Raw genomic sequence first — 21972 nt, 5'->3', positions numbered from 1 at the left:
CTCGGCGTGGTCCGATGGCGGCGAGTTGCCCGCGCGGGTGGGGGGGGGCGGGGGGGGGGGGGGGGGCTGGTGCCGGGTGCGCGCCGGCCCCCCCCCCCCCCCACGGCTCTTCTGTGCCCGGCGCCGGGCGGCCGGGCCCCGGTTCACGGGCGCTCGACCGGGAGTTCGTAGCTGATCTCCCAGGTGGCGTCCGGAATGACGAAATCGGCGGTCTCCACCGCACGGCCGTCGACGTCGAAATACGTCCGCTCGATCAGCACGACCAGATCGCCGGTGCAGATACCGAGTTTCAGGGCCTGGTCCGCGCTGGCCCGCCCGGCCCGGACACTCTCCACGGCGAAGTCCACCACGACCCCGAGCGCCGCCATGCGCTTCACCACGCCCTGGTGCTTGTGGCGGGCGAACTCGGGCAGCTGGACGCCGGTCGCGGCCGTGATCGCCATCGGCTCCCAACTCTCGGCGAGCTGGCCCGGCTTGCGGTCCACCAGGAACTCGTAACTGGTGTGGGCGGTCGGCTCGCCCTCCTCGATGCCGAGCCGGGCGGCGATCTCCGGCGGTGCCGGTACGCCGAGCCTGCTGGTGCTCTCGAAGTCGTCCGTCCGGCCGAACTGGTCGGGCTCGGCGAAGAAGCGCATGCCGCTGTTCAGCGTGAGGTGGCGGGAGCGGAGCAGCCGGCGGCGGACGGTGGGCAGGCGCACGAAGGTGCCGGAACCGCTGCGGCCCTCCAGCAGCCCCTCGGCGATCAGCAGTTCCTGGGCGCGCTGGAGGGCGAAGGGGTGGGCGCCGTACTCCTCGGCGAGCTTGGCCCGGGACGGGAGACGCTCACCCGGCGCCCATTCGCCCTGGTTGATGCGGCGCCGCAGGTCGTCGGCGATGGGCAGGTACGCGGGATCACTCCTCGACATCTGGCTCTCCAGTGGCGCAGATCGGGTGACTTGGGGCAGATCGGGTGACTCAGTGTTGACAATCTAATGCATCAGGTGAAATCTAATGCTTTAGATTCACGTTCCGTGATTGGCCGCTCGCGGGGAGAGGCGTGGCGTGCGAACCACCAGGGTGTTTGACCTCGCAAATCGGCTCGCCGTGGCGGCGGGCGCCCGGGCCCGTGTCCGGCTGCGCCCCGGCGGCTACCTGGTGGAGGTGTCCCTCCCCGCCGGGCTCACGGAGGAACAGGAACTGGCCGTCCTCGCGGTGCTGGCCGCTGCGGACCGCTGCGGACACCGGTACAGCGCGGCGGCCGAGAAGGTCTGGGCCGAGTTCGACGAGGAGCGGGAGCAGCAGCAGTGAGCAGCGACGAGTCCAGGACGGCCGTCACGGTGTCCATCGAGGACATCGCCCCGCCGGCCACCTTCGGCCGGCTCTCCGACGCCCTGGTCGCCCTCTGGGAGGCCCTGCGGGTACTGCCGCTGGGGTGGACGCAGTACGAGGCGTACCGGTACTTCCTGGGGCCCGGTGCGGAGCAACGGGTGGCGGCATTCCTGGCGCGCGACGGCGAGTTGACGCTCAGCTTCACCATGGCCGGGCGCTCGCACGCGATCCGGGTGGTGCCGGTGGCGCGGACCCGCGGCTAGCCCTGGTCCGCGGCCGGGTCGGGGAAGGTCTGCAGCGTCACGAAGACCACCCGGCGCCCCTCGCCGCTGCCCTCGGTGCGGATCCGCACCCGCTGGCCGGGGCGCAGCAGGCGCAGGCCGCCGGCGTCGAAGGCCGCCGCGTCGAACGGCACCGGGGTGCCGTCGTCGAGCAGCACGGATCCCGCGCGGGTGTCGGGGTCGAAGGTGAATGCGGTGGCCTGCATGCCCGCAGCATATCGGGGCGTGGGGGCGGAGCACCGGTGTCCGCCGGTCCTGCGCGCACGCGGGCGGGTCGGCGTACCGCCGCCGGGGCGTGCGGCTGCGCGGCAGGCGGTCTCCCGCCGCCGGGCCGTCCGCGCGGGTTCCCGTACCGGTGGGCGGACCACCCATGGCGGTTCGGGTGCTCCGGGTGCCCCCGAGGGGGTCCTCCGGCTGTCTCCCGGGCGTCTAGAGCCGTGCGGCGCAAGGGTTCCGCGTACCGGGCCCAGGGAACAGCGGTGCGGCCGCGGCGGCGGTGCGCAGGCCCAGGCCGAGGGCGCGGGCGGAGGCGAGGTCGGCGCCGGTGTCCACGTCGCGGCGGACGGAGGGGACGTCGGGCAGCGTGATCTCGTGAGCGCCGCCGGCCGCGTGCCTCTCCCGGCTGGCGCCGCCGAACGCCGGGTGCAGTGCGGTGCCCGGCGTGCAGGCCAGCAGGGTGGTGCCCACCCCGGGTGCGTCGGCGAGGAAGGCCCGTCCGGTGGGCGGCACCTCGGCCAGCACCCGGGAGAGCTCGGCGGGCTGCAACGCCGGGAGGTCGGCGGAGAGCGCGGCGACGGGGGAGTACGGCGCGATCCGCCGGGCGCGCGCCGCCCCGTGCGCGAGCGCCGGGTTGAGGCCGCCACCGGGTTCGTCGTCCAGGACCAGTGCGCCCAGGGCGGCCAACTCGGGCCCGGCCAGCCGGTCCTGGGTGACCACCAGGACCCGTGCCACGTCCGGGCAGGCCAGCGCGGCCGTCACGGTGTCCAGTGCGAAGGCGAGTGCGAGCGCCGGCCGCAGTTCGCCCGCGAAGGCACCGAGTCGGCTCTTGGCCAGCGCGAGCGGTTTCACCGGCAGCACCAGCGACCAGCCGGGGCGGGCAGCGGGCGGAACCGGCTCGACGGGGCGTACCGTGTCCTGGGTCATCGGCGTCATTGTGGCGTCGGTGCCAAAGCCCTGGCCAGGCGGGTGCCGCGCGGGTTGACGTGCGATTGGTCACTTGCCCCGGGCCGTGGGGGAAGGCGCCTCGACAGCCGGTGAGGCGACGGGCGAGACTGATCCGCGCCCGGGGGGACCCGGACGTCAGGAACGACCTGCGGCACCCCGCGTGCCGCACTTGATTGAGGAGGAGCTGGGGTGTCCCGCCGCTCGTACGCCGGATTCGGCAACGCCGACTACGGGATCTGGTACCGCTTCGCGGCCGTGCTGGTGAAGCCGGTGACCACCGCCCTGGTGAAGCCCGACTGGCGCGGCTGGGAGCACCTGCCCAAGGAGGGCGGCTTCATCGTGGCGGTGAACCACAACTCCATCATCGACCCCGTGGTGTACGCACACTGGCAGTACAACAGCGGCCGTCCGCCCCGGATACTGGGCAAGTCCTCGCTCTTCTCGGTGCCGTTCATCGGCTTCATGCTGCGCAAGACCGGTCAGATCCCGGTGTTCCGGGACTCCACCGACGCCGCCGAGGCGTTCCGGGCGGCGATCGACGCCATCAACGGGGGCCAGTGCGTGCAGTTCTACCCCGAAGGCACCCTCACCCGCGACCCCGACCTGTGGCCGATGACCGGCAAGAGCGGTGCGGCCCGGGTCGCGCTGATGACCGGCGCCCCGGTCATCCCTGTGGCGCACTGGGGCGCGCACGAGATCATCCCGCCGTACGGCCGGGGCGGCAAGGGCAAGTTCAACCTCTTCCCCCGGCACAAGGTGGTCGTCGCGGCCGGTCCGCCGGTGGACCTGAGCAGGTACCAGGGCCAGGAGCTGACCGCCCAGGTGCTCCGCGACGCCACCGACGACATCATGGCGGCGATCACCGCCGTCCTCGCCGACATCCGCGGCGAACAGGCCCCGGCCGAGCGTTACGACATGCGCAAGGCCGCCCGTGAGCGCGCCGCGGTCGCCACCGCCAAGCGCGAGCGGGCCGGCGGCGAGCAGGCCGGCAGCGGCCGGACCGCCGAAGAGAACGACGAAGGCCCCACCCCCGAGGAGAGTTCCAAGTGACCCGCTGCGCCGTCTTCGGGACCGGTTCCTGGGGCACCCCGTTCGCGATGATCCTGGCCGACGCCGGCTGCGAGGTGACCCTCTGGGGCCGCCGCCAGGAGCTGGTCGACACCATCGAGCGGACCCACGTCAACCCCGACTACCTGCCGGGGGTGCGGCTGCCGGACAGCATCCGCGCCACCACCGACGCCGCCGAGGCGCTGGCCGGTGCGGAGTTCGCCGTCCTCGCCGTGCCGTCCCAGACGCTCCGTCAGAACCTCGCCGCCTGGGCGCCGTTGATCGGTCCCCAAACGGTGCTGGTCAGCCTGATGAAGGGCATCGAACTCGGTACCGCCAAGCGGATGAGCGAGGTCGTCCAGGAGGTCGCCGGGGTCGGCCCGGAGCGGGTCGCGGTGGTCAGCGGACCCAACCTGGCCAAGGAGATCGCCAACCGGCAGCCGGCCGCGTGCGTGGTCGCGTGCACCGACGAGGTGGTCGCCAAGCGGCTCCAGGCGGCCTGCCACACCCCGTACTTCCGCGCCTACACCAACACCGACGTGGTCGGCTGCGAACTGGGCGGCGCGGTCAAGAACGTGATCGCGCTGGCGGTCGGCATGGCCGACGGGATGGGCCTGGGCGACAACAGCAAGGCCACCCTGATGACCCGCGGCCTGGCCGAGACCACCCGGCTCGGCCTCGCCCTCGGCGCCGACCCGCTCACCTTCGCGGGCCTGGCCGGGATGGGCGACCTGATTGCCACCTGCTCCTCGCCGCTCTCCCGCAACCACACCTTCGGCACCAACCTCGGGCGCGGCATGACGCTGGAGGAGACCATCGCGGCCACCCGGCAGACCGCCGAGGGCGTCAAGTCCTGCGAGTCGGTGCTCGATCTGGCCCGGCGCAACGGCGTCGAGATGCCGATCGTCGAGGCCGTGGTGGACGTGGTGCACCACGGACGGCCCACCCAGGAGGTGCTCGCCAAACTGATGGCGCGCTCGGCGAAGCCCGAACGCCGCTAGGGCCCAGGACGGGCCGAGCGGCGCCGAAGTCGAAGGACGCCCGATTCGAGCGGTCCGCGTGACTTTCCCGAAACCGCTCGCACGGTAGTCTCAAACGCGATATGAGCATCGAACAGGACTCTCCGAACCCGGGCGCCACGGGCGCCAAGCCGCGCGTCGCGATCGTCTTCGGCGGTCGCAGCTCCGAGCACGCCATCTCGGTCTCCACGGCCGGCAGCGTGCTCAAGGCCATCGACCGCACCAAGTACGAGGTGCTGCCGATCGGCATCACTCACGAGGGCCGCTGGGCCCTGGTCAGCGACGAGCCGTCCCGGATGGCGATCACCGACGGCAGGCTGCCCGCCGTGTCCGAGATCGCCGAGTCCACCGAGGGCCAGGTCCTGCTGCCGGCCAGCCCGGACAGCCGTGAGGTGGTCTGGACGACCACCGGCAACGCACCCAAGGACCTCGGCGAGGTCGACGTGGTGCTGCCGCTGCTGCACGGCCCCTGGGGCGAGGACGGCACCCTCCAGGGCATGCTGGAGCTCTCCGGTGTCCCGTACGTCGGCTCCGGCGTGCTGGCCAGCGCGGCCGGCATGGACAAGGAGTTCACCAAGCGGATCCTCCAGTCGCACGGCATCGGCGTCGGTGACTACACGGTCGTCAAGCCGCGCGAGTGGGAGTCCGAGCCGGGCCGCGCCGCGGCGCGCGAGCGGATCGCCGGACTCGGCCTGCCGCTCTTCGTCAAGCCCTGCCGGGCCGGTTCCAGCATCGGCATCACCAAGGTCAAGGACCTCGCCGACCTGGACGCCGCGATCGAGGAGGCCCGTCGGCACGACCCCAAGGTGATCGTCGAGGCCGGGCTCGAAGGCCGCGAGATCGAGTGCGCCGTGCTGGAGTTCGAGGACGGGCCGCGGGCCAGCGTGCCGGCCGAGATCCTGGTCGGCGGCGGTTACGAGTTCTACGACTTCGAGGCGAAGTACATCGACTCCTCCGAGGTGCGGATCCCGGCCGAGCTCACCGGGGGCGAGACCGCCGAGATCCGCCGCCAGGCCGTCGCGGCCTTCGAGGCGTTCGGCTGCGAGGGCCTGGCCCGGGTGGACTTCTTCCTGCTCACCGACGGCCGCTGGGTGGTCAACGAGATCAACACCATGCCCGGCTTCACCCCCATCTCGGCCTACCCGAAGATGTGGGAGGCCAGCGGCGTGGGGTACGCGGAGCTGATCGACCGGCTGCTCCAGGCGGCGCTGCGCCGCTCCACCGGTCTGCGCTGAGCCCGCCGGTACGGTCCCGGAGGGCTACAGGCCGTCCGGGACCGTCGACTTGATCGCGTCGGTGAGCGAGCTGAGCGGGTCGATGTAGTTCGGGTACGCGCCCTCGGGCACGGTGATCTCCACGTACGCCTTCCGCAGCGTGGTGACGAAGCGGTAGCCGCCGTGGCCGTCCGGTCCCATGCCGAACTGCACGTCGTTGACCTCGGGTGCGGAGGCCAGCGGATCGTCGTCGAGGTAGTCGGGGCGGTCGATGCCGCACTTCAGCACGGTGCGCGGCGAGCTGCCCCAGGCGGCGGTGTACGGCGAGGCGGGCGAGGGGTCCTGGCGCCGGTGGCCCAGGACGGTGTCGGGCAGTGCCTTGTCCAGGGCGGCGCAGAGCCGCGCCACGGCCGGCTTCGGCGTCGGCGGGGTGACCGGTTCCTCGGGCTCGCCCCAGCCGCCGAGCAGCAGCGCCACCCCGCCCAGCAGGGCGACCGGCGGCGCGGCCCAGCGCACCGGGGCGGGCAGCGACTTGAGGCGGGCGGCGCTCACAGGGGGGATACGGGACACCCGCCGATCGTAACCGGGACTACAGATGGACCACGGGGCAGGTGAGTGTGCGGGTGATCCCCTCGACCTGCTGGACCCGGGCGACCACCAGACGCCCCAGGTCGTCCACGGTGTCGGCCTCGGCCCGCACGATGACGTCGTAGGGGCCGGTGACGTCCTCGGCCTGCAGCACGCCGGTGATCTTGGAGATGGCCTGGGCCACCGCGGTGGCCTTGCCCACCTCGGTCTGGATCAGGATGTATGCCTGTACCACGGGAGACCTCCAGGCGAGGGGGGTGGGCTGACCGCCAGTCTGATCACCACGCTACCGCGCAGCAGGGCCGGGAGGGGAGACCTCGGCAGGGCCCGAGGGCGTACGCTGCGCGCGGGGGCGTGCGAGCGCGAGCAGGGACGGCGGCCGCGGGTCGCGACCGGGTGGGAGCCCGGACCGGACGCGGACCGGGGCAGTGCTTCAGTCATCAGTGGAGAGGACGGCAGATGCAGGGGACCGTGGGCGAGCTCGGCGAGTTCGGACTCATCAGGGAGCTGACCGCCAGGCTGCCGCTGACCCCGGCCGTCGAACTCGGTCCCGGGGACGACGCCGCCGTGGTCAAGGCGCCGGACGGTCGCGTGGTGGCCACCAGCGACGTGCTGATCGAGGGCCGGCACTTCCGCCGGGACTGGTCCACCGCCTACGACGTGGGCCGCAAGTCCGCCGCCCAGAACCTGGCGGACATCGCCGCGATGGGTGCCGTGCCGACCGCCATCCTGCTCGGTCTGGTCACCCCCGCCGACCTGCCCACCACCTGGGCCACCGAACTGATGGACGGCCTGCGCGACGAGTGCCAGGTGGCCGGGGCGGCCGTGGTCGGCGGCGACGTGGTGCGCGGTGACACCATCACCCTGGCGATCACCGCGCTCGGCGACCTGCAGGGCCGGGCCCCCGTACGGCGCTCCGGCGCGCAGGTCGGCGACGTGGTCGCGGTGACCGGCTGGCTGGGCTGGTCGGCCGCCGGACTGACCGTGCTGCAGCGCGGCTTCCGCTCCCCGCGCGCCTTCGTCGAGGCCCACCGGCGGCCCGAGCCGCCGTACCACGCCGGTCCGGCCGGCGCCGACCTCGGCGCCACCTCGATGGTCGACGTCAGCGACGGCCTGGTGGCCGACCTCGGCCATGTCGCCAAGGCCAGCGGCGTGGACATCGACCTGCGTGCGGCCGACTTCGACGTCCCCGCGCAGATGGCCGACATCGGCCAGGCGGTCGGGGTGGACCCGCTGGTCTGGGTGCTCTCCGGCGGCGAGGACCACGCGATCGCGGCCACCTTCCCGAGCAGCGTCCAGCTGCCCGCGCGCTGGCGGGTGGTGGGCAGCGTGGTCCGGGTCGCCGGTGCCGCCCGCGGCGGCCAGGTCACCGTGGACGGTGCTCCCTGGGACCGGGTCGGCGGCTGGGACCACTTCGGGGCGGAGTAGCGGAGCCACCGGGGGGCGGAACGGCCGGTCGGGGCACGGGGAACCGGTCGGTCGCTGCGGCGCGGGGTTGTCCGCGCGAGTCCGCGCGCCCCCCGAACGCTCCTTTCACCCGCCCTGCACCCACCGGAACGGCGGCCCGGAGGGCTGAGCGGGCCAGGCGGGGGAATGCCGTCCGGGAGGGGCCTCGACGCGTAGTCTTGCGCTGTCGGTCCTGACCGGGTTTGTCCGGTCTGCCCGGCCCGTACGGATCCATCTACTCGGGGGCGGTACCGCTCCTGGGGCGGGAGAGCGCAGCCACCATGCGAATCGGCGTCCTGACCAGCGGAGGCGACTGCCCCGGCCTCAACGCGGTGATCCGTTCGGTGGTGCACCGGGGTACCGATGTCCACGGCGACGAGATCATCGGCATCGAGGACGGCTTCCTCGGCCTGATCGAGGGCCGTGCCCGCCCGGTCTCGCACGACGACGTCACCGGCCTGCTCACCCTCGGCGGCACCATCCTGGGTTCGGCCCGGGTGCAGCGCGACCGGATCAACTGGGCGGTGGAGAACGCCCGGACGCTGGCCGGCAACATCGGTATCGACGCCCTGATCGCGATCGGCGGCGAGGGCACGCTGACCGCCGCCAGGATGTTCTCCGACGCCGGTCTGCCCGTGGTCGGCGTCCCGAAGACCATCGACAACGACATCGAGGCCACCGACGTGACCTTCGGCTTCGACACCGCCGTGCACGTCGCCACCGAGGCGATCGACCGGCTGAAGACCACCGCCGAGTCACACCAGCGGGTGATGGTGGTCGAGTTGATGGGGCGCCACACCGGCTGGATCACCCTGACCGCCGGGATGGCCGGCGGTGCGCACGGAATCCTCATCCCCGAGAAGCCGTTCGACATCGAGGCGGTCGCCAGGATGGTCGAGGAACGCTTCGAGCGGCACAAGAAGTTCGCCATCATCGCGGTCGCCGAGGGAGCCAGGCCCGCGCCGGGCACCCTCCGCTTCGACCACGGCTCGATCGACCAGTACGGTCACCAGACCTTCGGCGGGATCGGCAACCGGCTCGCCCACGAGCTGGAGGACCTGCTCGGCAAGGAGGCCCGCCCGGTCATCCTCGGCCACACCCAGCGCGGCGGCACTCCGACCGCGCGGGACCGGGTCCTCGCCTCCCGCTTCGGCTGGCACGCCGTGGAGGCCGTCCACAAGGGCGCCTTCGGGCACTTCACCGCACTGCGCGGCGCGGAGATCCGGCTGGTGCCGATCGCGGACGCCGTGGTCCGGTTGAAGACCGTGCCCGAGGACCGCTGGCTGGAGTCGGAGGCCGTGCTCTGAGCGGGCGGCGCCGGCCGCGGCCCGGACCGGGCGCAGCGCCGTGGCGCCGACCGGCGTTGGGTAGGTTGGCAGGCATGAGCCAGTCCGTACCCCCTCGCGTTCTCACCGTCGCCGGTTCCGACTCCGGCGGCGGTGCGGGCATCCAGGCCGACCTCAAGACCATGCTCGCGCTCGGCGTGCACGGCATGAGTGTGATCACCGCCGTCACCGCGCAGAACTCGGTCGGCGTGCAGGGCTACTGGGAGCTGCCCGCCGAAGCCGTCCGCGCCCAGTTCCGCAGTGTGGTCGACGACATCGGCGTGCAGGCCGTGAAGACCGGCATGCTGGCCTCCGTCGAACTGGTGGAGACCGTCTCCGAGCTGCTCGCCGGCGTCCGGGTGCCCGTGGTGGTGGACCCGGTCGGCGTCTCCAAGCACGGCGACGCGCTGCTCGCCGCCGAAGCCGTCGCCACGGTCCGCGAGCGGCTGCTCCCGGTCGCCACCCTCGCCACGCCCAACCTGCACGAGGTGGCGCAGCTCACCGGCATCACGGTGGAGCGGGAGAGCGACATGCCGGACGCGGCCAGGGCGCTGCACGACCTCGGTCCGCGCTGGGTCCTGGTCAAGGGCGGGCACCTGGCGGGCGAGGCCGCGGACCTGCTCTACGGCGGCAGCGGCGAGGAGTACTGGTACCGCGCCGAGCGCCACGACAACCGGCACACCCACGGCACCGGCTGCACGCTGGCCAGCGCGATCGCCGCCGAGCTGGCCAAGGGCCTGGCGATGCCGGAGGCGGTCGGCGAGGCCAAGGCGTACGTCACCGGCGCGATCCGCCGGGGCTTCCCGCTCGGCGCGGGTATCGGGCCGGTCGACCACGGCTGGCGCTGGCGCCCGGACGGGTATTGAGGCCCGGACACGTCCACGGCCCGGGGCGGGAGCCCCGGGCCGTACGGCAAGGCAAAACAGATAGCCGACCCACCCGAGGGTGGATCGGCTGTCCGGAGGACCGGCTTACCGGTCTGCGCGTCAGCGCGAGACCTTACCGGCCTTGATGCACGAGGTGCAGACGTTGAGCCGCTTCGGCGTCCGCCCAATCACAGCGCGCACCGTCTGGATGTTGGGGTTCCAACGACGGGGGGTACGGCGGTGCGAGTGGGAGATGCTGTTGCCGAAGCCCGGCCCCTTGCCGCAGACGTCGCAGTTGGCAGCCACAGGAGTCACTCCAAGACTTCAGATCATTTACGTTCGAAAACCCCGGCTGATCCTCCCGGGCCACTCGCGTGGTACGGATCGGTTCAAGGGGTGAGCCCGGGTTGTTCCAGGCAACCGGGAGAGCATACAACGCCTCCTCCGGTTCAACGAAACTACCATGCTCCGGACGATGATCGTTTCCGTCGCCCCCCGCTGACCGGCGGTGATCGCCCTGCGCGCGACCTGCGGACGGCCACCGATAACCTGCGGGTATCGCCCCTCGCCACCGCGTTCCGTCGTGTTCCCGTGGCGTTCACCCGGAGGAGAGCTGGTGCTGGACACGCTCGACGCCCCGACCGTCCGCACCTGGAGCCGCCTCGCCCTGACCGCCCTCGGGCAGGCCCGCGAGGAGATCGACGCACTCAACGTCTACCCCGTCCCCGACGGGGACACCGGCACCAACCTCTACCTGACCGTCGAGTCCGCCGCCGCCGCCGTGGAGAGCTGCTTCGCCGAACACCCGGAGGGGCCGGGCCTCGGCGCCGCCATGGCCGCCATGGCCAGGGGCGCCCTGATCGGGGCCCGCGGCAACTCCGGCGTGATCCTCGCCCAGCTGCTGCGCGGCATGGCCGAGGTGCTCGCCCGGGGCGGCGACCCCGTACTGCTCCGCCAGGCCCTCCAGCGGGCCGCCGAGGCCGCCTACCAGGCCGTCGCCGAACCCGTCGAGGGAACCCTGCTCACCGTCGCCGCCGAGGCCGCCAGGGCCGCCGCCAGGGCCGCCGGCGGCCTCGCCGAGACCGCCGACACCGCCTACCGGGCCGCCCGGACCGCGCTGATGCACACCCCCGAGCAGCTGGACGTGCTCGCCGAGGCGGGGGTGGTGGACGCGGGCGGCCGCGGGCTGGTGGCCGTGCTCGGCGCCCTCGCCGACGCCGTCGCCGGACAGACCCCGATGGGCCCGGTCGCGCTGCGCCAGGGGCTCGGCGGGCCCACCCCGGCCGAGACCGGCCAGCCGGACGGCTGCGAGGGCCACCGGCGCCCGGCGGGCCCGGGCCACCCCGCCTTCGAGGTGGTCTACCTGCTGGACGCGCCCGACGAGGCCCTGCGGCTGCTCCGCACCAGGCTCGCCGCCCTCGGCGACTCCCTGGTGGTCGGCGGCGGCGACGGCCTGTGGAACGTGCACGTGCACGTGGACGACGCCGGAGCCGCCGTCGAGGCCGGGGTCGAGGCGGGACGCCCGCACCGGATCCGGATCACGCACTTCGCCGAGGCCGCCGCCCGCGCGGGGGAACGCACCCGGGCCGAACCCGAGGGCCGCGCCGTCCTCAGCGTGGTCTCCGGCACCGGTCTCGCCGAACTCTGCGAACAGGCCGGCTCGGCGGTCCTGCTCGCCGACCCCGACCGCCCGCCCGCCAGCACCGAACTCGCCGAGGCCGTCCGCCGCTGCGCCGCCCGCGAGGTCGTCCTGCTGCTGAACGACCCCGAACTGCGCGCCGCCGCCGGGGCCGCCGCCGACCAGCTCCGCGAGGAGGGCGTGCGGATCGCCGTCCTGCCCACCCGCTCGCCGGTGCAGGGGCTGGCCGCGCTGGCCGTCCACGAGAGCGCCCGGCGCTTCGACGAGGACGTGGTCGCCATGACCTCCGCCGCCGGCGCCACCCGCTGCGCGGAACTCGCCGTCGCCGAGGGCGAGTCCTGGACGATGGCCGGGGTCTGCCAGGCCGGGGACGTCCTCGGCCTGATCGACGGCGACGTCGCCGTGATCGGCACCGGACTGGCCGAGACCGGCGCCGTGGTGCTCTCCCGGATGCTGGCGGCCGGCGGCGAACTGGTCACCCTGGTCCTCGGCGAAGGCGTACCCGCGGGCCTGGCCGACCAGTTGGTGGCACTCGCCCGCCGGCAGCGGCCGGAGGTCGACACCCTGGTCTTCCACGGCGGCCAGGAGGCCGCGCCGCTGCTCATCGGGGTGGAGTGACCCGGACTGTCGCAGCCGTGGTGTACACAGGGTGCGATGGGCGCTCTCGATGAACCACTGACCAAGCTGGTCGGCGACCGTACCGCGAAGGTGCTGGCCGACAGCCTCAAGCTGCGCACGGTCGGCGACCTGCTGCACCACTACCCGCGCCGCTACGTCGAGCGCGGCCAGCTCACCAGCCTGGACGAGCTGGAGGTGGACGAGCACGTCACCGTCCTCGCCCGGATCGAGAAGGTGACCCTGATCCCCTTCAAGGCGCGCAAGGGCGACCGCCTCGAAGTGATCGTCACCGACGGCCGCAGCCGGCTGTCGCTGGTCTTCTTCAACCAGGGCTGGCGGCAGAAGGAGCTGCGCACGGGCGCCCAGGGCCTGTTCGCGGGCAAGGTCGGCCTGTTCAACCGCACCCGCCAACTCGCCTCGCCCGACTACCAGCTGCTGGACGAGGAGACCGCCGCCGGTGACGACGCGGGCGGCGCCGCCCGGCAGTTCGCGGGCCGGCTGATCCCGGTCTACCCGGCCAGCGCCCAGATGCCCAGCTGGAAGCTGTCCATCTGCATCGAGACCGCCCTCACCAAGCACCTCGGCGACGTCGGTGAGCCGCTGCCCGCCGAACTGCGCGACAAGCACCGGCTGATCCCGCTGCCCGAGGCGCTGGAGCTCATCCACCGGCCGCGCAACCAGGCGGAGCGCGAGCGGGCCCAGAGCCGCCTGCGCTGGGACGAGGCGTTCGTCCTCCAGGTCGCCCTGGCCCAGCGCCGGGCCGCCGACGCCGCGCTGCCCGCGGTGCCCCGACAGGCCCGCCCGGACGGGCTGTTGGCCGCCTTCGACGCCCGGCTGCCGTTCACCCTCACCGACGGCCAGCAGAAGGTCTCCGCCGAGATCGCCGCCGACCTCGCCTCCGCCCACCCGATGCACCGCCTGCTCCAGGGCGAGGTCGGCTCCGGCAAGACGCTGGTCGCGCTGCGGGCCATGCTGACCGTGGTCGACGCGGGCGGCCAGGCGGTCCTCCTCGCCCCGACCGAGGTCCTCGCCCAGCAGCACCACCGCTCGATCGTCGAGATGATGGGCGACCTGGCCGAGGGCGGCATGCTCGGCGGCTCCGAGCTGGGGACGAAGGTCGCGCTGCTCACCGGCTCGATGGGCGCCCCCGCCCGCCGCCAGGTGATGCTCGACATGGCCTGCGGCGACGCCGGCCTGACGATCGGCACCCACGCCCTGATCGAGGACCGGATCCAGTTCCAGGACCTCGGCCTGGTCGTGGTGGACGAGCAGCACCGCTTCGGCGTCGAGCAGCGGGACGCGCTGCGCGCCAAGGGCGAACAGCCCCCGCACCTGCTGGTCATGACGGCCACCCCGATCCCGCGCACCGTCGCCATGACGGTCTTCGGCGACCTGGAGACCTCCGTCCTCGACCAGCTCCCGGCCGGGCGTTCACCGATCTCCAGCCATGTGGTGCCCGCCCTGGAGAAGCCCAACTTCCTGGCCCGCGCCTGGGAGCGGGTCCGCGAGGAGGTCGGCAAGGGCCACCAGGCGTACGTCGTCTGCCCCCGGATCGGCGACGAGCCGGCGGACCCGAAGAAGAAGCGCAAGGCCGTGCCGGACGACCCGGAGGACGTGGGCGCCTCCGCCGACGACCGCAGGCCGCCGCTCTCGGTGGTGGAGACCGCGGAGATGCTGACCAAGGGTCCGCTGGCCGGCCTCCGGGTGGAGATCCTGCACGGGCGGCTCACGCCCGAGGCCAAGGACGACGTGATGAAGCGCTTCACGGCGGGGGAGGTGGACGTCCTGGTCGCCACCACGGTGATCGAGGTCGGCGTCAACGTCCCCAACGCCACCGTGATGGTCATCATGGACGCCGACCGCTTCGGCGTCTCCCAGCTGCACCAGCTGCGCGGCCGGGTCGGCCGGGGCAGTGCCCCCGGCCTCTGCCTGCTGGTCAGCGACATGCCCGCGGGCAGCGCGGCCCGCGCCCGGCTGGACGCGGTGGCCGGCACGCTGGACGGCTTCGAGCTCTCCCGGATCGACCTGGAGCAGCGCCGCGAGGGCGATGTGCTCGGGCAGGCCCAGTCCGGGGTGAAGTCCTCGCTGAAGGTGCTCTCCGTCCTGGAGGACGAGGACGTCATCGCCACCGCCCGCGAGGAGGCCGCTGCCCTGGTCGCCGGGGACCCGTCCCTCGCCGACCACCCGGACCTGCGCACCGCCCTGGAGAGCCTCCTCGACGAGGACCGCGCGGAGTACCTGGAGAAGGGCTGACGAGAGGGTCGGCCGCCCGGTCGGGGCGGCCGATTGTCAGTGCCCCGGGAGAGAATGAAGGTGTTCGGGACGCACCTCAAGGTGCTTACCCGGCACGACATTTGGGGGTCCTGCCATGGCATTTCGTCATCTCAACGAGCTCCCGCTCGGCGACAAGATCTTCCGGATCGAGCTCGCCAGCGAGGACGACCGCGAAGTCACCCTCACCCTGACCGGCTGGCGCGAGGGGGCGTCCGCCAGCCCGCTCGCCGCCGGCAAGCTCCGCCTCCCGGTCGAGGACGTCGCCAGCCTCCGGATCGCGCTCAACCGCGCGCTGCGGGCGCTGTCCATCGTCGCCGACGTCGCCGAGCCCATCCCCGACCGTGACGTGCTGCGCGAGCTGTACCCCGGCCACGGCGCCCCGTGGGTGCCGCAGCACGAGGAGGAGCTGGTCCGCCGCTTCCACGAGAGCGAGACCATCGCCCGGATCGCGGCCCGCTTCGGCCGCACACCCGACTCGGTCCGCACCAAGCTGCGCGAGCTCGGCCACGACCCGCGCCGCCCCGAGTACTGCCCGCCCGACGGTTGCCTCTCCTGGTCCCGCTACGCCTCCCCGGCCCTGCTGGGCGCCGCGGCGCCGACCGAGTAACCGGTCGGCCCGGTGCCACCCCGGGCGCGGGGCCGCGCGGGCGGCCGGCCGGCTGTGCGGGCGGCCACCCCGGGGCAGAGCCCCGCGCCCGGGCGGCGGCACGAGTGGGCGCCCGGGGGGCGGGTCCATATAGCGTGGTGGCCGACCCACGAAAGGACCCTGCACCTCATGACCCGCGTGATCGCCGGTGCGGCCGGCGGCCGGCGCCTGGCCGTGCCGCCCGGCCGGAACACCCGCCCGACCTCGGACAAGGCGAGGGAGGCGATGTTCTCCACACTGGAGTCCCTGCGCGGGACGATCCACGGCGCCCGGATGCTGGACCTGTTCGGAGGTTCGGGCGCGGTGGGCCTGGAGGCGCTGTCCCGCGGTGCGGAGCACACCCTGCTGGTCGAGGCGGACGCGAGCGCGGCCCGCACCATCCGCGCGAACATCCGCACGGTCGACCTCCCGGGCGCCGAGCTCCGCGCCGACCGCGCCGAGCGGGTGCTCGCGGGCCCGGCTCCCGCCACCCCGTACGACCTGGTCTTCGTCGACCCGCCGTACGCGGTCACCGACGACGCGGTGCGGGAGATGCTGATCACACTCCTGGCCGGGGGCTGGATCGCGGACGGCGCACTCGTCACCGTGGAACGCAGCACCAGGGGCGGTGAGTTCGGCTGGCCCGAGGGCTTCGAAGTGCTGCGCTCACGCCGGTACGGCGAGGGCACCCTCTGGTACGGTCGCGCCGCTGCCGAGGTTGATCAAGACTCGTAGCACCGCACCCCACAAGGGAGTCCACGCCATGCGCCGCGCCGTCTGCCCGGGATCCTTCGACCCGATCACCAACGGCCACCTCGACATCATCGAGCGTGCGTCGAAGCTCTACGACGTCGTCCATGTCGCGGTGCTGATCAACCCCAACAAGCAGGGCATGTTCAGCATCGCGGAGCGCATCGCGCTGATCGAGGAGACCACCGCCCCGTACGGGAACGTGGTGGTCGAGTCGCACCAGGGCCTGCTGGTGGACTACTGCCGGGACCGCGGGATCCCCGCGATCATCAAGGGGCTGCGGGCGGTCAGCGACTTCGACTACGAGCTGCAGATGGCTCAGATGAACCACGGACTCACCGGCGTCGAGACGCTCTTCGTGCCGACCTCGCCGACGTACAGCTTCCTCTCCTCCAGCCTGGTCAAGGAGGTTGCCTCGTACGGCGGGGACGTCTCGCACCTGCTGCCCGGGACGGTCCACCGCCGGCTGACCGAGCGGATCGCCGAGCGGAACGCCGCGCAGGGGTAGACCGGCCGGCGGCGCCAACCCGGCCCGGAACCGGGCCGATCGGACGGTTCTGGCGGGCTGTCACCGCCGACGGCCGCCGCCCGGACGGCTCGACGGGCACGGCCGTTGTGAGCTGCGGGGTGAGTGGCCGTACAGTCAGTACTCCACTGCCCGGTGGCGATGCTGTGCCGTCCGGGCCTGCCTCCGCCGCACCTCGGCGGCACACGGAAAGACAGAAGCGCCCGTGGACGTGCAGAACAGACTCGACGCGATCGTCGCGGCGGTGGAGAACGCCCGCTCGATGCCCATGTCGGCGTCCTGCGTGGTGAATCGGGCCGAGCTGGTGGGCCTGCTCCAGGAACTGCGTGAGGCCCTCCCGTCCGAACTCGCCCAGGCCAAGTCGGTGATGGCCGACCACGAGCAGGTGGTGGCCGACGCGCAGGCCCAGGCCAACCAGATCATCCGGGGCGCGCACGACGAGCGCGGTTCGCTGATCTCGGACACCGAGGTGGTCCGCCGCGCCCAGAACGAGGCCGACCGGATCCTCTCCGAGGCCCGCGCCGAGATCGAGACCAAGCGTGCCGAAGCCGACGACTACGTGGACAGCAAGCTGGCCAACTTCGAGGTCGTGCTCACCAAGACCCTGGGCTCGGTCGGCCGCGGCCGGCAGAAGCTCCGCGGCGACGCCTTCGACACGGGCGCCGAGGGCGAGGGCGACGAGTTCCGTCCGCGCGGCACGCCGAGCCCCGAGGTGGACGAGTACGTCGATGTGAAGCTCGCCACCCTGGAGACCGTGCTCAGCGCGACCCTGGAGGCGGTCGGCAAGGGCCGCGACAAGCTCCTCGGCAAGGCCCCGATCGACGAGCTGGGCGCCTACCTGGCCGCCGCCGACGAGGCGCAGCAGCTCAAGGTCAGGGCCGAGGCGGTCGCCGCCGGCTTCGCCGAGGACGGCGAGGAGCAGCCCTGGTACCGCGAGGAGGTGCCGCAGCAGCAGAGCTGGCCCGAGCAGGCCCAGGCTCCGGCCGCGGCCGCGACGGGCTGGCAGGCGCCGGGCGAGGAGGGATACGACAACCACTTCGCCCCGGCCGCCGACTTCACCCCGCCCGCCGAGCAGTACGCCGAGGTCTACAACGGCGGTTTCGACCCGGCGGGCCAGCCGCAGACGGATCCGTACGGCAACCCGTGGGGGCACTCCCAGCCGGAGGGCGGCGGCTACCCGGCGCAGCCCGGCTACCCGCCGCAGGACCCCGGACTGCACGACCCGTACGGCGTTCCGCAGGTCTACGCGCAGCAGCCGGTGTACCAGGAGCAGGGCTACGACGCGTGGGGCAACCCGCTGCCGGAGGCCGGTGGTGGCTACCCGCAGCAGCCTCCGCAGCCCCACCAGCCCCCGCAGGCACAGCTGCCCCACCAGCAGCAGGCGGGTCTGGACGAGACCAGCTTCTTCGACACCAGCATGATCGACATGACCAGGCTGAGGGAGCTCGGCGGACGGTAGCCGATCGCCGGAGTTGGGCCAGGCCCCAGTGTCCGGTAGTCTGACCACTCCGGCCTGCTCAGCGCCGGATCGTCCGGCTGCTCGCTCGTAACCCCGGCGCGGTGCCGCACATCGTACGAACCCATTTCGCGACTCGCAGGGATGCGTGTCGCCGCCAGGAAGTCAGGAAACCTTGAACCGCCTCGACCACCGCGACCCGCTCGTGTTCGACACGCACGAGCTCGGCCGCCGCGCGGGATCGATGCGCAGGATCTCCCGGACCCTGGAGGCCCCGGAGGGCCTGGGCATCATCGATGTGATCGCCGTACCGGAGAAGAGCGAGCTCAAGCTGGAGCTCCGCCTGGAGTCGGTGGTCGAGGGCGTGCTGGTGTCCGGCACCGCCGAGGCCCACGTCGAGGGCGAGTGCGTTCGCTGCCTGGAGCCCATCGAGGACGACCTCGACGTGGACTTCCAGGAGCTCTACTACTACCCGGAGTCCGACGAGCGCCACCGCGCCCGGACCGCCGGGGCCGAGGACCTCGACGAGGACTCGGACGAAGAGACTTACCGCCTGGAGGGCGATTTCTTCGACCTCCAGCCGGTGCTGCGTGACGCGGTGGTGCTCGCACTGCCGCTGCAGCCGGTGTGCCAGGAAGACTGCCTGGGTCTGTGCTCCGAGTGCGGGGCACGCCTGAGCGACGACCCGGACCACCACCACGACGCCGCCGACCCTCGGTGGGCGGCTCTGCAGGGACTCTCCGCCGCCCCCGGCGACGAGGGTGACGAGAACAAGAACAGCGACACCCGTGAGGGTCTCGCCGAGAACCAGGAGAAGTAGCCGTGGCTGTTCCGAAGCGGAAGATGTCGCGCAGCAACACGCGCCACCGCCGGTCCAACTGGAAGGCCGTTGCTCCGGCCCTCGTGGCGTGCGACCGCTGCCACGAGCCGAAGCTGGCGCACATCGCGTGCCCGAGCTGCGGCACGTACAACCGTCGCCAGGTCCTCTCGGTCTGATCGGCGGGTGTACGGATCGATGTCGGAGAGCAACTCTTCCCGCAAGTCCGCTTCCAACGGGAGTAAGGCCGGCGGGCCGGCTTCGACCGAATACGACGTCCTGGAAGGGCGCCTCGGGTACTCACTTGAGCGCGCCCTTCTGGTACGTTCGCTGACCCACCGCTCGTACGCGTACGAGAACGGTGGGCTGCCCACCAACGAGCGCCTGGAGTTCCTCGGCGACTCGGTGCTGGGCCTGGTGGTGACCGACACCCTCTACCGCCTCCACCCGGAGGTCGCCGAGGGCACGCTCGCCAAGCTGCGCGCCGCGGTGGTCAATTCCCGTGCGCTCGCCGAGGTCGGACGCGGTCTCGAGCTCGGCACCTTCATCCGGCTCGGCAAGGGCGAAGAGGGCACCGGCGGCCGGGACAAGTCGTCGATCCTCGCCGACACCGTCGAGGCCGTGATCGGCGCCATCTACCTGGACAAGGGCCTGGAGGCGGCCACCGAGTTCGTCCACCGGCTGTTCGACCCGCTGATCGAGGAGTCCTCTCAGCTCGGCGCCGGACTGGACTGGAAGACCAGCCTCCAGGAACTCACCGCGGCCGCCGGTATCGGCGTCCCCGAGTACGTCGTCACCGAGTCGGGCCCCGACCACGAGAAGACCTTCGACGCGGCCGCCCGGGTGGCCGGCGAGGACTTCGGACACGGCAGCGGCCGCTCGAAGAAGGAAGCCGAGCAGAAGGCCGCCGAGAGCGCCTGGCGGGCCATCAAGGCCAAGTACGCCGACCAGCTGCCCGGCAACGCGGCCTGAGGCCGCGGGAGTGCCCGAGCTTCCCGAGGTCGAGGTGGTCCGGCGCGGTCTGGCCCGCTGGATCACCGGTCGGACCGTCGCCGAGGTGCAGGTCCTGCACCCGCGCGCGGTGCGCCGCCAGCCCGGCGGCGCCCCCGACTTCACCGCCCGGCTGACCGGCGCCACCTTCGGCCAGGCGCAGCGGCGCGGCAAGTACCTCTGGGTCCCGCTCGGCACCGGTTTCTCGATGATCGGGCACCTGGGCATGAGCGGTCAGCTGCTCGTCCAGGACTCCGCCGTGCCCGACGAGACCCATCTGCGGGTCCGCTTCCGCTTCACCGACGGCGCCCGCGAGCTGCGCTTCGTCGACCAGCGCACCTTCGGCGGCCTCGCCGTCGAGGAGGCCGAGGCGGACGACCCCGAGGGCACCCCGGTCTCCATCGCGCACATCGCCCGCGACCCGCTCGACCCCCGCTTCGACGACGGCGCCTTCATCGCCGCACTGCGCGCCAAGCGCACCACGGTCAAGCGCGCCCTGCTCGACCAGACCCTGATCAGCGGCGTCGGCAACATCTACGCCGACGAGTCGCTGTGGCGCGCCGGACTGCACTACGAGCGGCCCACCGCGACGCTGACCCGCCCGCAGACCGCACTGCTGCTGCAGCACGCCCGGGACGTGATGAACGCCGCCCTCGCGGTCGGCGGCACCAGCTTCGACAGCCTGTACGTCAACGTGAACGGTGAGAGCGGCTACTTCTCCCGCGACCTGGACGCGTACGGGCGCGAGGGCGAACCCTGCCGCCGCTGCGGCACTCCGATCCGCCGGGCCGCCTGGATGAACCGCTCCAGCTACTTCTGCCCGCGCTGCCAGCGCCCGCCCCGCGCGCTGCGCTGACCCGACCCCGCGCGCTGCACCGAGCCGACCCGGCACCGGAGGGGGCCGACTCCTCCCGGGGCACCGGGAGCCGTGCGAGCAGTCGTGCACCGCCCGGCCGGCCGGTACGACCAGCGGCGCGGGGAACCGCGCGGGAACGGCTTCCCACGCGGCTCCCCGCACCCCTGAGGAGTCCGCGGAGCTTCCCCGGGAGGGGCCCGCCTAGCGGTGGGCCGGCTCCGGGATCTTGGGCTGGGCGCCGTGGGTCTCGGCCTCCTCCTGGCCGAAGTAGGCGACACCGACCGCGCTGACCACCGCGAGGAGGAAGCCGAAGACGGCCAGCCAGCCCAGGCCGGCCCGCGAGGAGTCGCCCAGCCACAGCACGCCGACGGCGCCGGGCACCACGGTCTCCCCGACCACCAGCGCGGCCGTGGCACCGTTGACCGAGCCGACCTGCAGCGCGACGGTGTGCAGGTACATCCCGCCGATCCCGCCGACCAGGATCGCGTACAGCGCCGGGTCCGAGGCCAGCTCACCGAGGCCGAAGGGCTCGACGCCGTTCAGGATCCGGACGCCGATGCCCAGGGCGCCGAAGCCCAGGCCGGAGAGCAGACCGGCGACGATCGCCCCGCTCGAACCGAGCCGCCGGACGATCAGGCTGCCGCCTGCGATCAGCACCACCGACACGCCCAGCAGCCACCAGTGCACCGCCATCTCGACGTGGTGGCCGCCCTCCGGCCCCGCGGCCGTGGCGAGCAGCACCAGTGCACCGCAGAGCACACCGATCGAGGCCCATTCGAGGTTCTTCAGACGCAGGCCGAGCAGCTTGATGCTCAGCACGGCGGTGATCACCAGGTTGGCGCTGATGATGGTCTGGGAGAGGAAGAGCGGCAGCAGCCGGGCGGCCAGTGCGCCGAGCCCGAAGCCGACGAAGTCCAGGACGGTGCCGAGGATGAACTCCCAGGTCACCACGGCCTTGGCGGTGGAGGAGAGGCTCGGTCCGCCGTGTTCGGTGACCCCGGCGCCGGAGCCGGCGGCCGCCGCCTCCTCACGGGCGGAGCGGCGTGAGCCGACCGCCTGGAGCACCGAACCGGTGCCGTAGCAGGCGGACGCCGCGACGGCGGTGACAAGACCGAGGATCACCAAAAGCTCCGATCGGATCTGGCAGGACTGATCAGCACAAC

At 72.9% G+C, this 21972-nt stretch carries 25 protein-coding genes; 18 read left to right on the top strand and 7 right to left on the bottom strand.

Annotated features, from left to right (window positions below; all coding sequences use genetic code 11):
* Nucleotides 1–143 precede the first annotated feature (143 nt).
* Nucleotides 144–905, bottom strand: coding sequence for a GntR family transcriptional regulator (locus ACFC1R_RS17385; RefSeq protein ID WP_375939367.1), 762 nt, complete (start codon nt 903–905; stop codon nt 144–146).
* Nucleotides 906–1041: 136 nt separating this feature from the next.
* Between ACFC1R_RS17385 and ACFC1R_RS17380 the strand changes: the two genes are divergently transcribed.
* Entirely contained in the window at nt 1042–1287 is a 246-nt protein-coding gene (locus tag ACFC1R_RS17380) for a hypothetical protein (protein ID WP_375939365.1), read from the top strand.
* Nucleotides 1284–1571: a hypothetical protein gene (locus ACFC1R_RS17375; RefSeq protein WP_375939363.1), complete on the top strand. Its 288-nt coding sequence runs from the start codon at nt 1284–1286 to the stop codon at nt 1569–1571. The genes ACFC1R_RS17380 and ACFC1R_RS17375 overlap by 4 nt, the downstream gene beginning before the upstream one ends.
* On the opposite strand, the gene ACFC1R_RS17370 is transcribed toward ACFC1R_RS17375, so the two are convergent.
* Nucleotides 1568–1795 carry a hypothetical protein gene (locus tag ACFC1R_RS17370; protein WP_375939361.1) on the bottom strand — a complete coding sequence of 76 codons (228 nt, stop codon included), beginning with the start codon at nt 1793–1795 and terminating at the stop codon, nt 1568–1570. The two genes, ACFC1R_RS17375 and ACFC1R_RS17370, sit on opposite strands and share 4 nt — an antisense overlap.
* A 223-nt stretch (nt 1796–2018) precedes the next feature.
* Nucleotides 2019–2732 carry a 2-phospho-L-lactate guanylyltransferase gene (gene cofC, locus ACFC1R_RS17365; protein WP_375939359.1) on the bottom strand — a complete coding sequence of 238 codons (714 nt, stop codon included), beginning with the start codon at nt 2730–2732 and terminating at the stop codon, nt 2019–2021.
* A 210-nt stretch (nt 2733–2942) separates the two neighbouring features.
* Here cofC and ACFC1R_RS17360 point away from each other — a divergent pair, with 210 nt between their 5' ends.
* The 3 genes from ACFC1R_RS17360 (at nt 2943) to ACFC1R_RS17350 (ending at nt 6054) form a co-directional block, all read left to right on the top strand.
* Nucleotides 2943–3803 carry a lysophospholipid acyltransferase family protein gene (locus tag ACFC1R_RS17360; protein ID WP_375939357.1) on the top strand — a complete coding sequence of 287 codons (861 nt, stop codon included), beginning with the start codon at nt 2943–2945 and terminating at the stop codon, nt 3801–3803.
* Nucleotides 3800–4801, top strand: coding sequence for an NAD(P)H-dependent glycerol-3-phosphate dehydrogenase (locus ACFC1R_RS17355; protein ID WP_375939355.1), 1002 nt, complete (start codon nt 3800–3802; stop codon nt 4799–4801). The genes ACFC1R_RS17360 and ACFC1R_RS17355 overlap by 4 nt, the downstream gene beginning before the upstream one ends.
* A gap of 101 nt (nt 4802–4902) precedes the next feature.
* Nucleotides 4903–6054: a D-alanine--D-alanine ligase family protein gene (locus ACFC1R_RS17350; protein WP_375939353.1), complete on the top strand. Its 1152-nt coding sequence runs from the start codon at nt 4903–4905 to the stop codon at nt 6052–6054.
* A 24-nt stretch (nt 6055–6078) separates the two neighbouring features.
* Here the strand turns inward: ACFC1R_RS17350 and ACFC1R_RS17345 are convergent, their stop codons facing one another.
* Nucleotides 6079–6603, bottom strand: coding sequence for a DUF3515 domain-containing protein (locus ACFC1R_RS17345; RefSeq protein ID WP_375939351.1), 525 nt, complete (start codon nt 6601–6603; stop codon nt 6079–6081).
* Between the two features lie 19 nt (nt 6604–6622).
* Entirely contained in the window at nt 6623–6856 is a 234-nt protein-coding gene (locus tag ACFC1R_RS17340) for an Lrp/AsnC family transcriptional regulator (protein ID WP_375939349.1), read from the bottom strand.
* 224 nt (nt 6857–7080) lie between these two features.
* Here ACFC1R_RS17340 and ACFC1R_RS17335 point away from each other — a divergent pair, with 224 nt between their 5' ends.
* The 3 genes from ACFC1R_RS17335 to thiD all read left to right on the top strand — a co-directional run bounded on the left by ACFC1R_RS17335 (nt 7081) and on the right by thiD (nt 10258).
* A complete protein-coding gene (locus ACFC1R_RS17335; protein ID WP_375939347.1) occupies nt 7081–8049 on the top strand; it encodes a thiamine-phosphate kinase in 969 nt (322 codons plus the stop codon).
* 299 nt (nt 8050–8348) lie between these two features.
* Complete coding sequence (locus ACFC1R_RS17330) at nt 8349–9374, top strand: 6-phosphofructokinase (RefSeq protein WP_375939345.1); 1026 nt, start codon at nt 8349–8351, stop codon at nt 9372–9374.
* 74 nt (nt 9375–9448) lie between these two features.
* The gene (gene thiD, locus ACFC1R_RS17325; RefSeq protein ID WP_375939343.1) at nt 9449–10258 is read left to right on the top strand and encodes a bifunctional hydroxymethylpyrimidine kinase/phosphomethylpyrimidine kinase; all 810 of its coding nucleotides are present in this window, start codon (nt 9449–9451) and stop codon (nt 10256–10258) included.
* Nucleotides 10259–10378: 120 nt separating this feature from the next.
* Here thiD and rpmB read toward each other — a convergent pair whose 3' ends face one another.
* Nucleotides 10379–10564 carry a 50S ribosomal protein L28 gene (gene rpmB / locus ACFC1R_RS17320; RefSeq protein ID WP_014138233.1) on the bottom strand — a complete coding sequence of 62 codons (186 nt, stop codon included), beginning with the start codon at nt 10562–10564 and terminating at the stop codon, nt 10379–10381.
* A gap of 310 nt (nt 10565–10874) precedes the next feature.
* Here rpmB and ACFC1R_RS17315 point away from each other — a divergent pair, with 310 nt between their 5' ends.
* The 10 genes from ACFC1R_RS17315 (at nt 10875) to mutM (ending at nt 20809) form a co-directional block, all read left to right on the top strand.
* Nucleotides 10875–12515: a DAK2 domain-containing protein gene (locus ACFC1R_RS17315; RefSeq protein WP_375939341.1), complete on the top strand. Its 1641-nt coding sequence runs from the start codon at nt 10875–10877 to the stop codon at nt 12513–12515.
* Nucleotides 12516–12551: 36 nt separating this feature from the next.
* Nucleotides 12552–14768: an ATP-dependent DNA helicase RecG gene (gene recG, locus ACFC1R_RS17310; RefSeq protein ID WP_375939339.1), complete on the top strand. Its 2217-nt coding sequence runs from the start codon at nt 12552–12554 to the stop codon at nt 14766–14768.
* 115 nt (nt 14769–14883) lie between these two features.
* Nucleotides 14884–15396 carry a hypothetical protein gene (locus tag ACFC1R_RS17305; RefSeq protein ID WP_375939337.1) on the top strand — a complete coding sequence of 171 codons (513 nt, stop codon included), beginning with the start codon at nt 14884–14886 and terminating at the stop codon, nt 15394–15396.
* 168 nt (nt 15397–15564) lie between these two features.
* Nucleotides 15565–16149: a 16S rRNA (guanine(966)-N(2))-methyltransferase RsmD gene (rsmD, locus tag ACFC1R_RS17300; RefSeq protein WP_375939335.1), complete on the top strand. Its 585-nt coding sequence runs from the start codon at nt 15565–15567 to the stop codon at nt 16147–16149.
* Nucleotides 16150–16177: 28 nt separating this feature from the next.
* Entirely contained in the window at nt 16178–16672 is a 495-nt protein-coding gene (gene coaD / locus ACFC1R_RS17295) for a pantetheine-phosphate adenylyltransferase (protein ID WP_375939333.1), read from the top strand.
* A gap of 223 nt (nt 16673–16895) precedes the next feature.
* On the top strand, nt 16896–18149 hold the full coding sequence (locus ACFC1R_RS17290) for a cell division initiation protein (RefSeq protein WP_375939331.1): 1254 nt from the start codon (nt 16896–16898) through the stop codon (nt 18147–18149).
* 172 nt (nt 18150–18321) lie between these two features.
* Entirely contained in the window at nt 18322–18966 is a 645-nt protein-coding gene (locus tag ACFC1R_RS17285; RefSeq protein ID WP_375939329.1) for a DUF177 domain-containing protein, read from the top strand.
* Nucleotides 18967–18968: 2 nt separating this feature from the next.
* The gene (rpmF, locus tag ACFC1R_RS17280; RefSeq protein ID WP_030275709.1) at nt 18969–19142 is read left to right on the top strand and encodes a 50S ribosomal protein L32; all 174 of its coding nucleotides are present in this window, start codon (nt 18969–18971) and stop codon (nt 19140–19142) included.
* Nucleotides 19143–19161: 19 nt separating this feature from the next.
* Nucleotides 19162–19935: a ribonuclease III gene (gene rnc, locus ACFC1R_RS17275; protein WP_375939327.1), complete on the top strand. Its 774-nt coding sequence runs from the start codon at nt 19162–19164 to the stop codon at nt 19933–19935.
* A 10-nt stretch (nt 19936–19945) separates the two neighbouring features.
* Complete coding sequence (gene mutM, locus ACFC1R_RS17270; protein WP_375939325.1) at nt 19946–20809, top strand: bifunctional DNA-formamidopyrimidine glycosylase/DNA-(apurinic or apyrimidinic site) lyase; 864 nt, start codon at nt 19946–19948, stop codon at nt 20807–20809.
* A 201-nt stretch (nt 20810–21010) separates the two neighbouring features.
* Here the strand turns inward: mutM and ACFC1R_RS17265 are convergent, their stop codons facing one another.
* Entirely contained in the window at nt 21011–21931 is a 921-nt protein-coding gene (locus ACFC1R_RS17265; protein WP_375939323.1) for a hypothetical protein, read from the bottom strand.
* Nucleotides 21932–21972 lie beyond the last annotated feature (41 nt).

The sequence above is a fragment of the Kitasatospora sp. NPDC056138 genome, assembly GCF_042264695.1.
In the GTDB taxonomy this organism is placed as follows: Bacteria; Actinomycetota; Actinomycetes; order Streptomycetales; family Streptomycetaceae; genus Kitasatospora.
This window is presented reverse-complemented; position numbering and strand designations above follow the sequence as displayed.

Excerpts from the sequence above, each read along its gene's own strand:
- rsmD (WP_375939335.1), top strand. The coding sequence starts at position 15,565 with ATGACCCGCGTGATCGCCGGTGCGGCCGGCGGCCGGCGCCTGGCCGTG.
- recG (WP_375939339.1), top strand. The coding sequence starts at position 12,552 with ATGGGCGCTCTCGATGAACCACTGACCAAGCTGGTCGGCGACCGTACC.
- ACFC1R_RS17330 (WP_375939345.1), top strand. The coding sequence starts at position 8,349 with ATGCGAATCGGCGTCCTGACCAGCGGAGGCGACTGCCCCGGCCTCAAC.
- ACFC1R_RS17370 (WP_375939361.1), bottom strand. The coding sequence starts at position 1,795 with ATGCAGGCCACCGCATTCACCTTCGACCCCGACACCCGCGCGGGATCC.
- thiD (WP_375939343.1), top strand. The coding sequence starts at position 9,449 with ATGAGCCAGTCCGTACCCCCTCGCGTTCTCACCGTCGCCGGTTCCGAC.
- cofC (WP_375939359.1), bottom strand. The coding sequence starts at position 2,732 with ATGACCCAGGACACGGTACGCCCCGTCGAGCCGGTTCCGCCCGCTGCC.
- ACFC1R_RS17350 (WP_375939353.1), top strand. The coding sequence starts at position 4,903 with ATGAGCATCGAACAGGACTCTCCGAACCCGGGCGCCACGGGCGCCAAG.
- coaD (WP_375939333.1), top strand. The coding sequence starts at position 16,178 with ATGCGCCGCGCCGTCTGCCCGGGATCCTTCGACCCGATCACCAACGGC.
- ACFC1R_RS17335 (WP_375939347.1), top strand. The coding sequence starts at position 7,081 with ATGCAGGGGACCGTGGGCGAGCTCGGCGAGTTCGGACTCATCAGGGAG.
- rnc (WP_375939327.1), top strand. The coding sequence starts at position 19,162 with ATGTCGGAGAGCAACTCTTCCCGCAAGTCCGCTTCCAACGGGAGTAAG.
- ACFC1R_RS17385 (WP_375939367.1), bottom strand. The coding sequence starts at position 905 with ATGTCGAGGAGTGATCCCGCGTACCTGCCCATCGCCGACGACCTGCGG.
- ACFC1R_RS17305 (WP_375939337.1), top strand. The coding sequence starts at position 14,884 with ATGGCATTTCGTCATCTCAACGAGCTCCCGCTCGGCGACAAGATCTTC.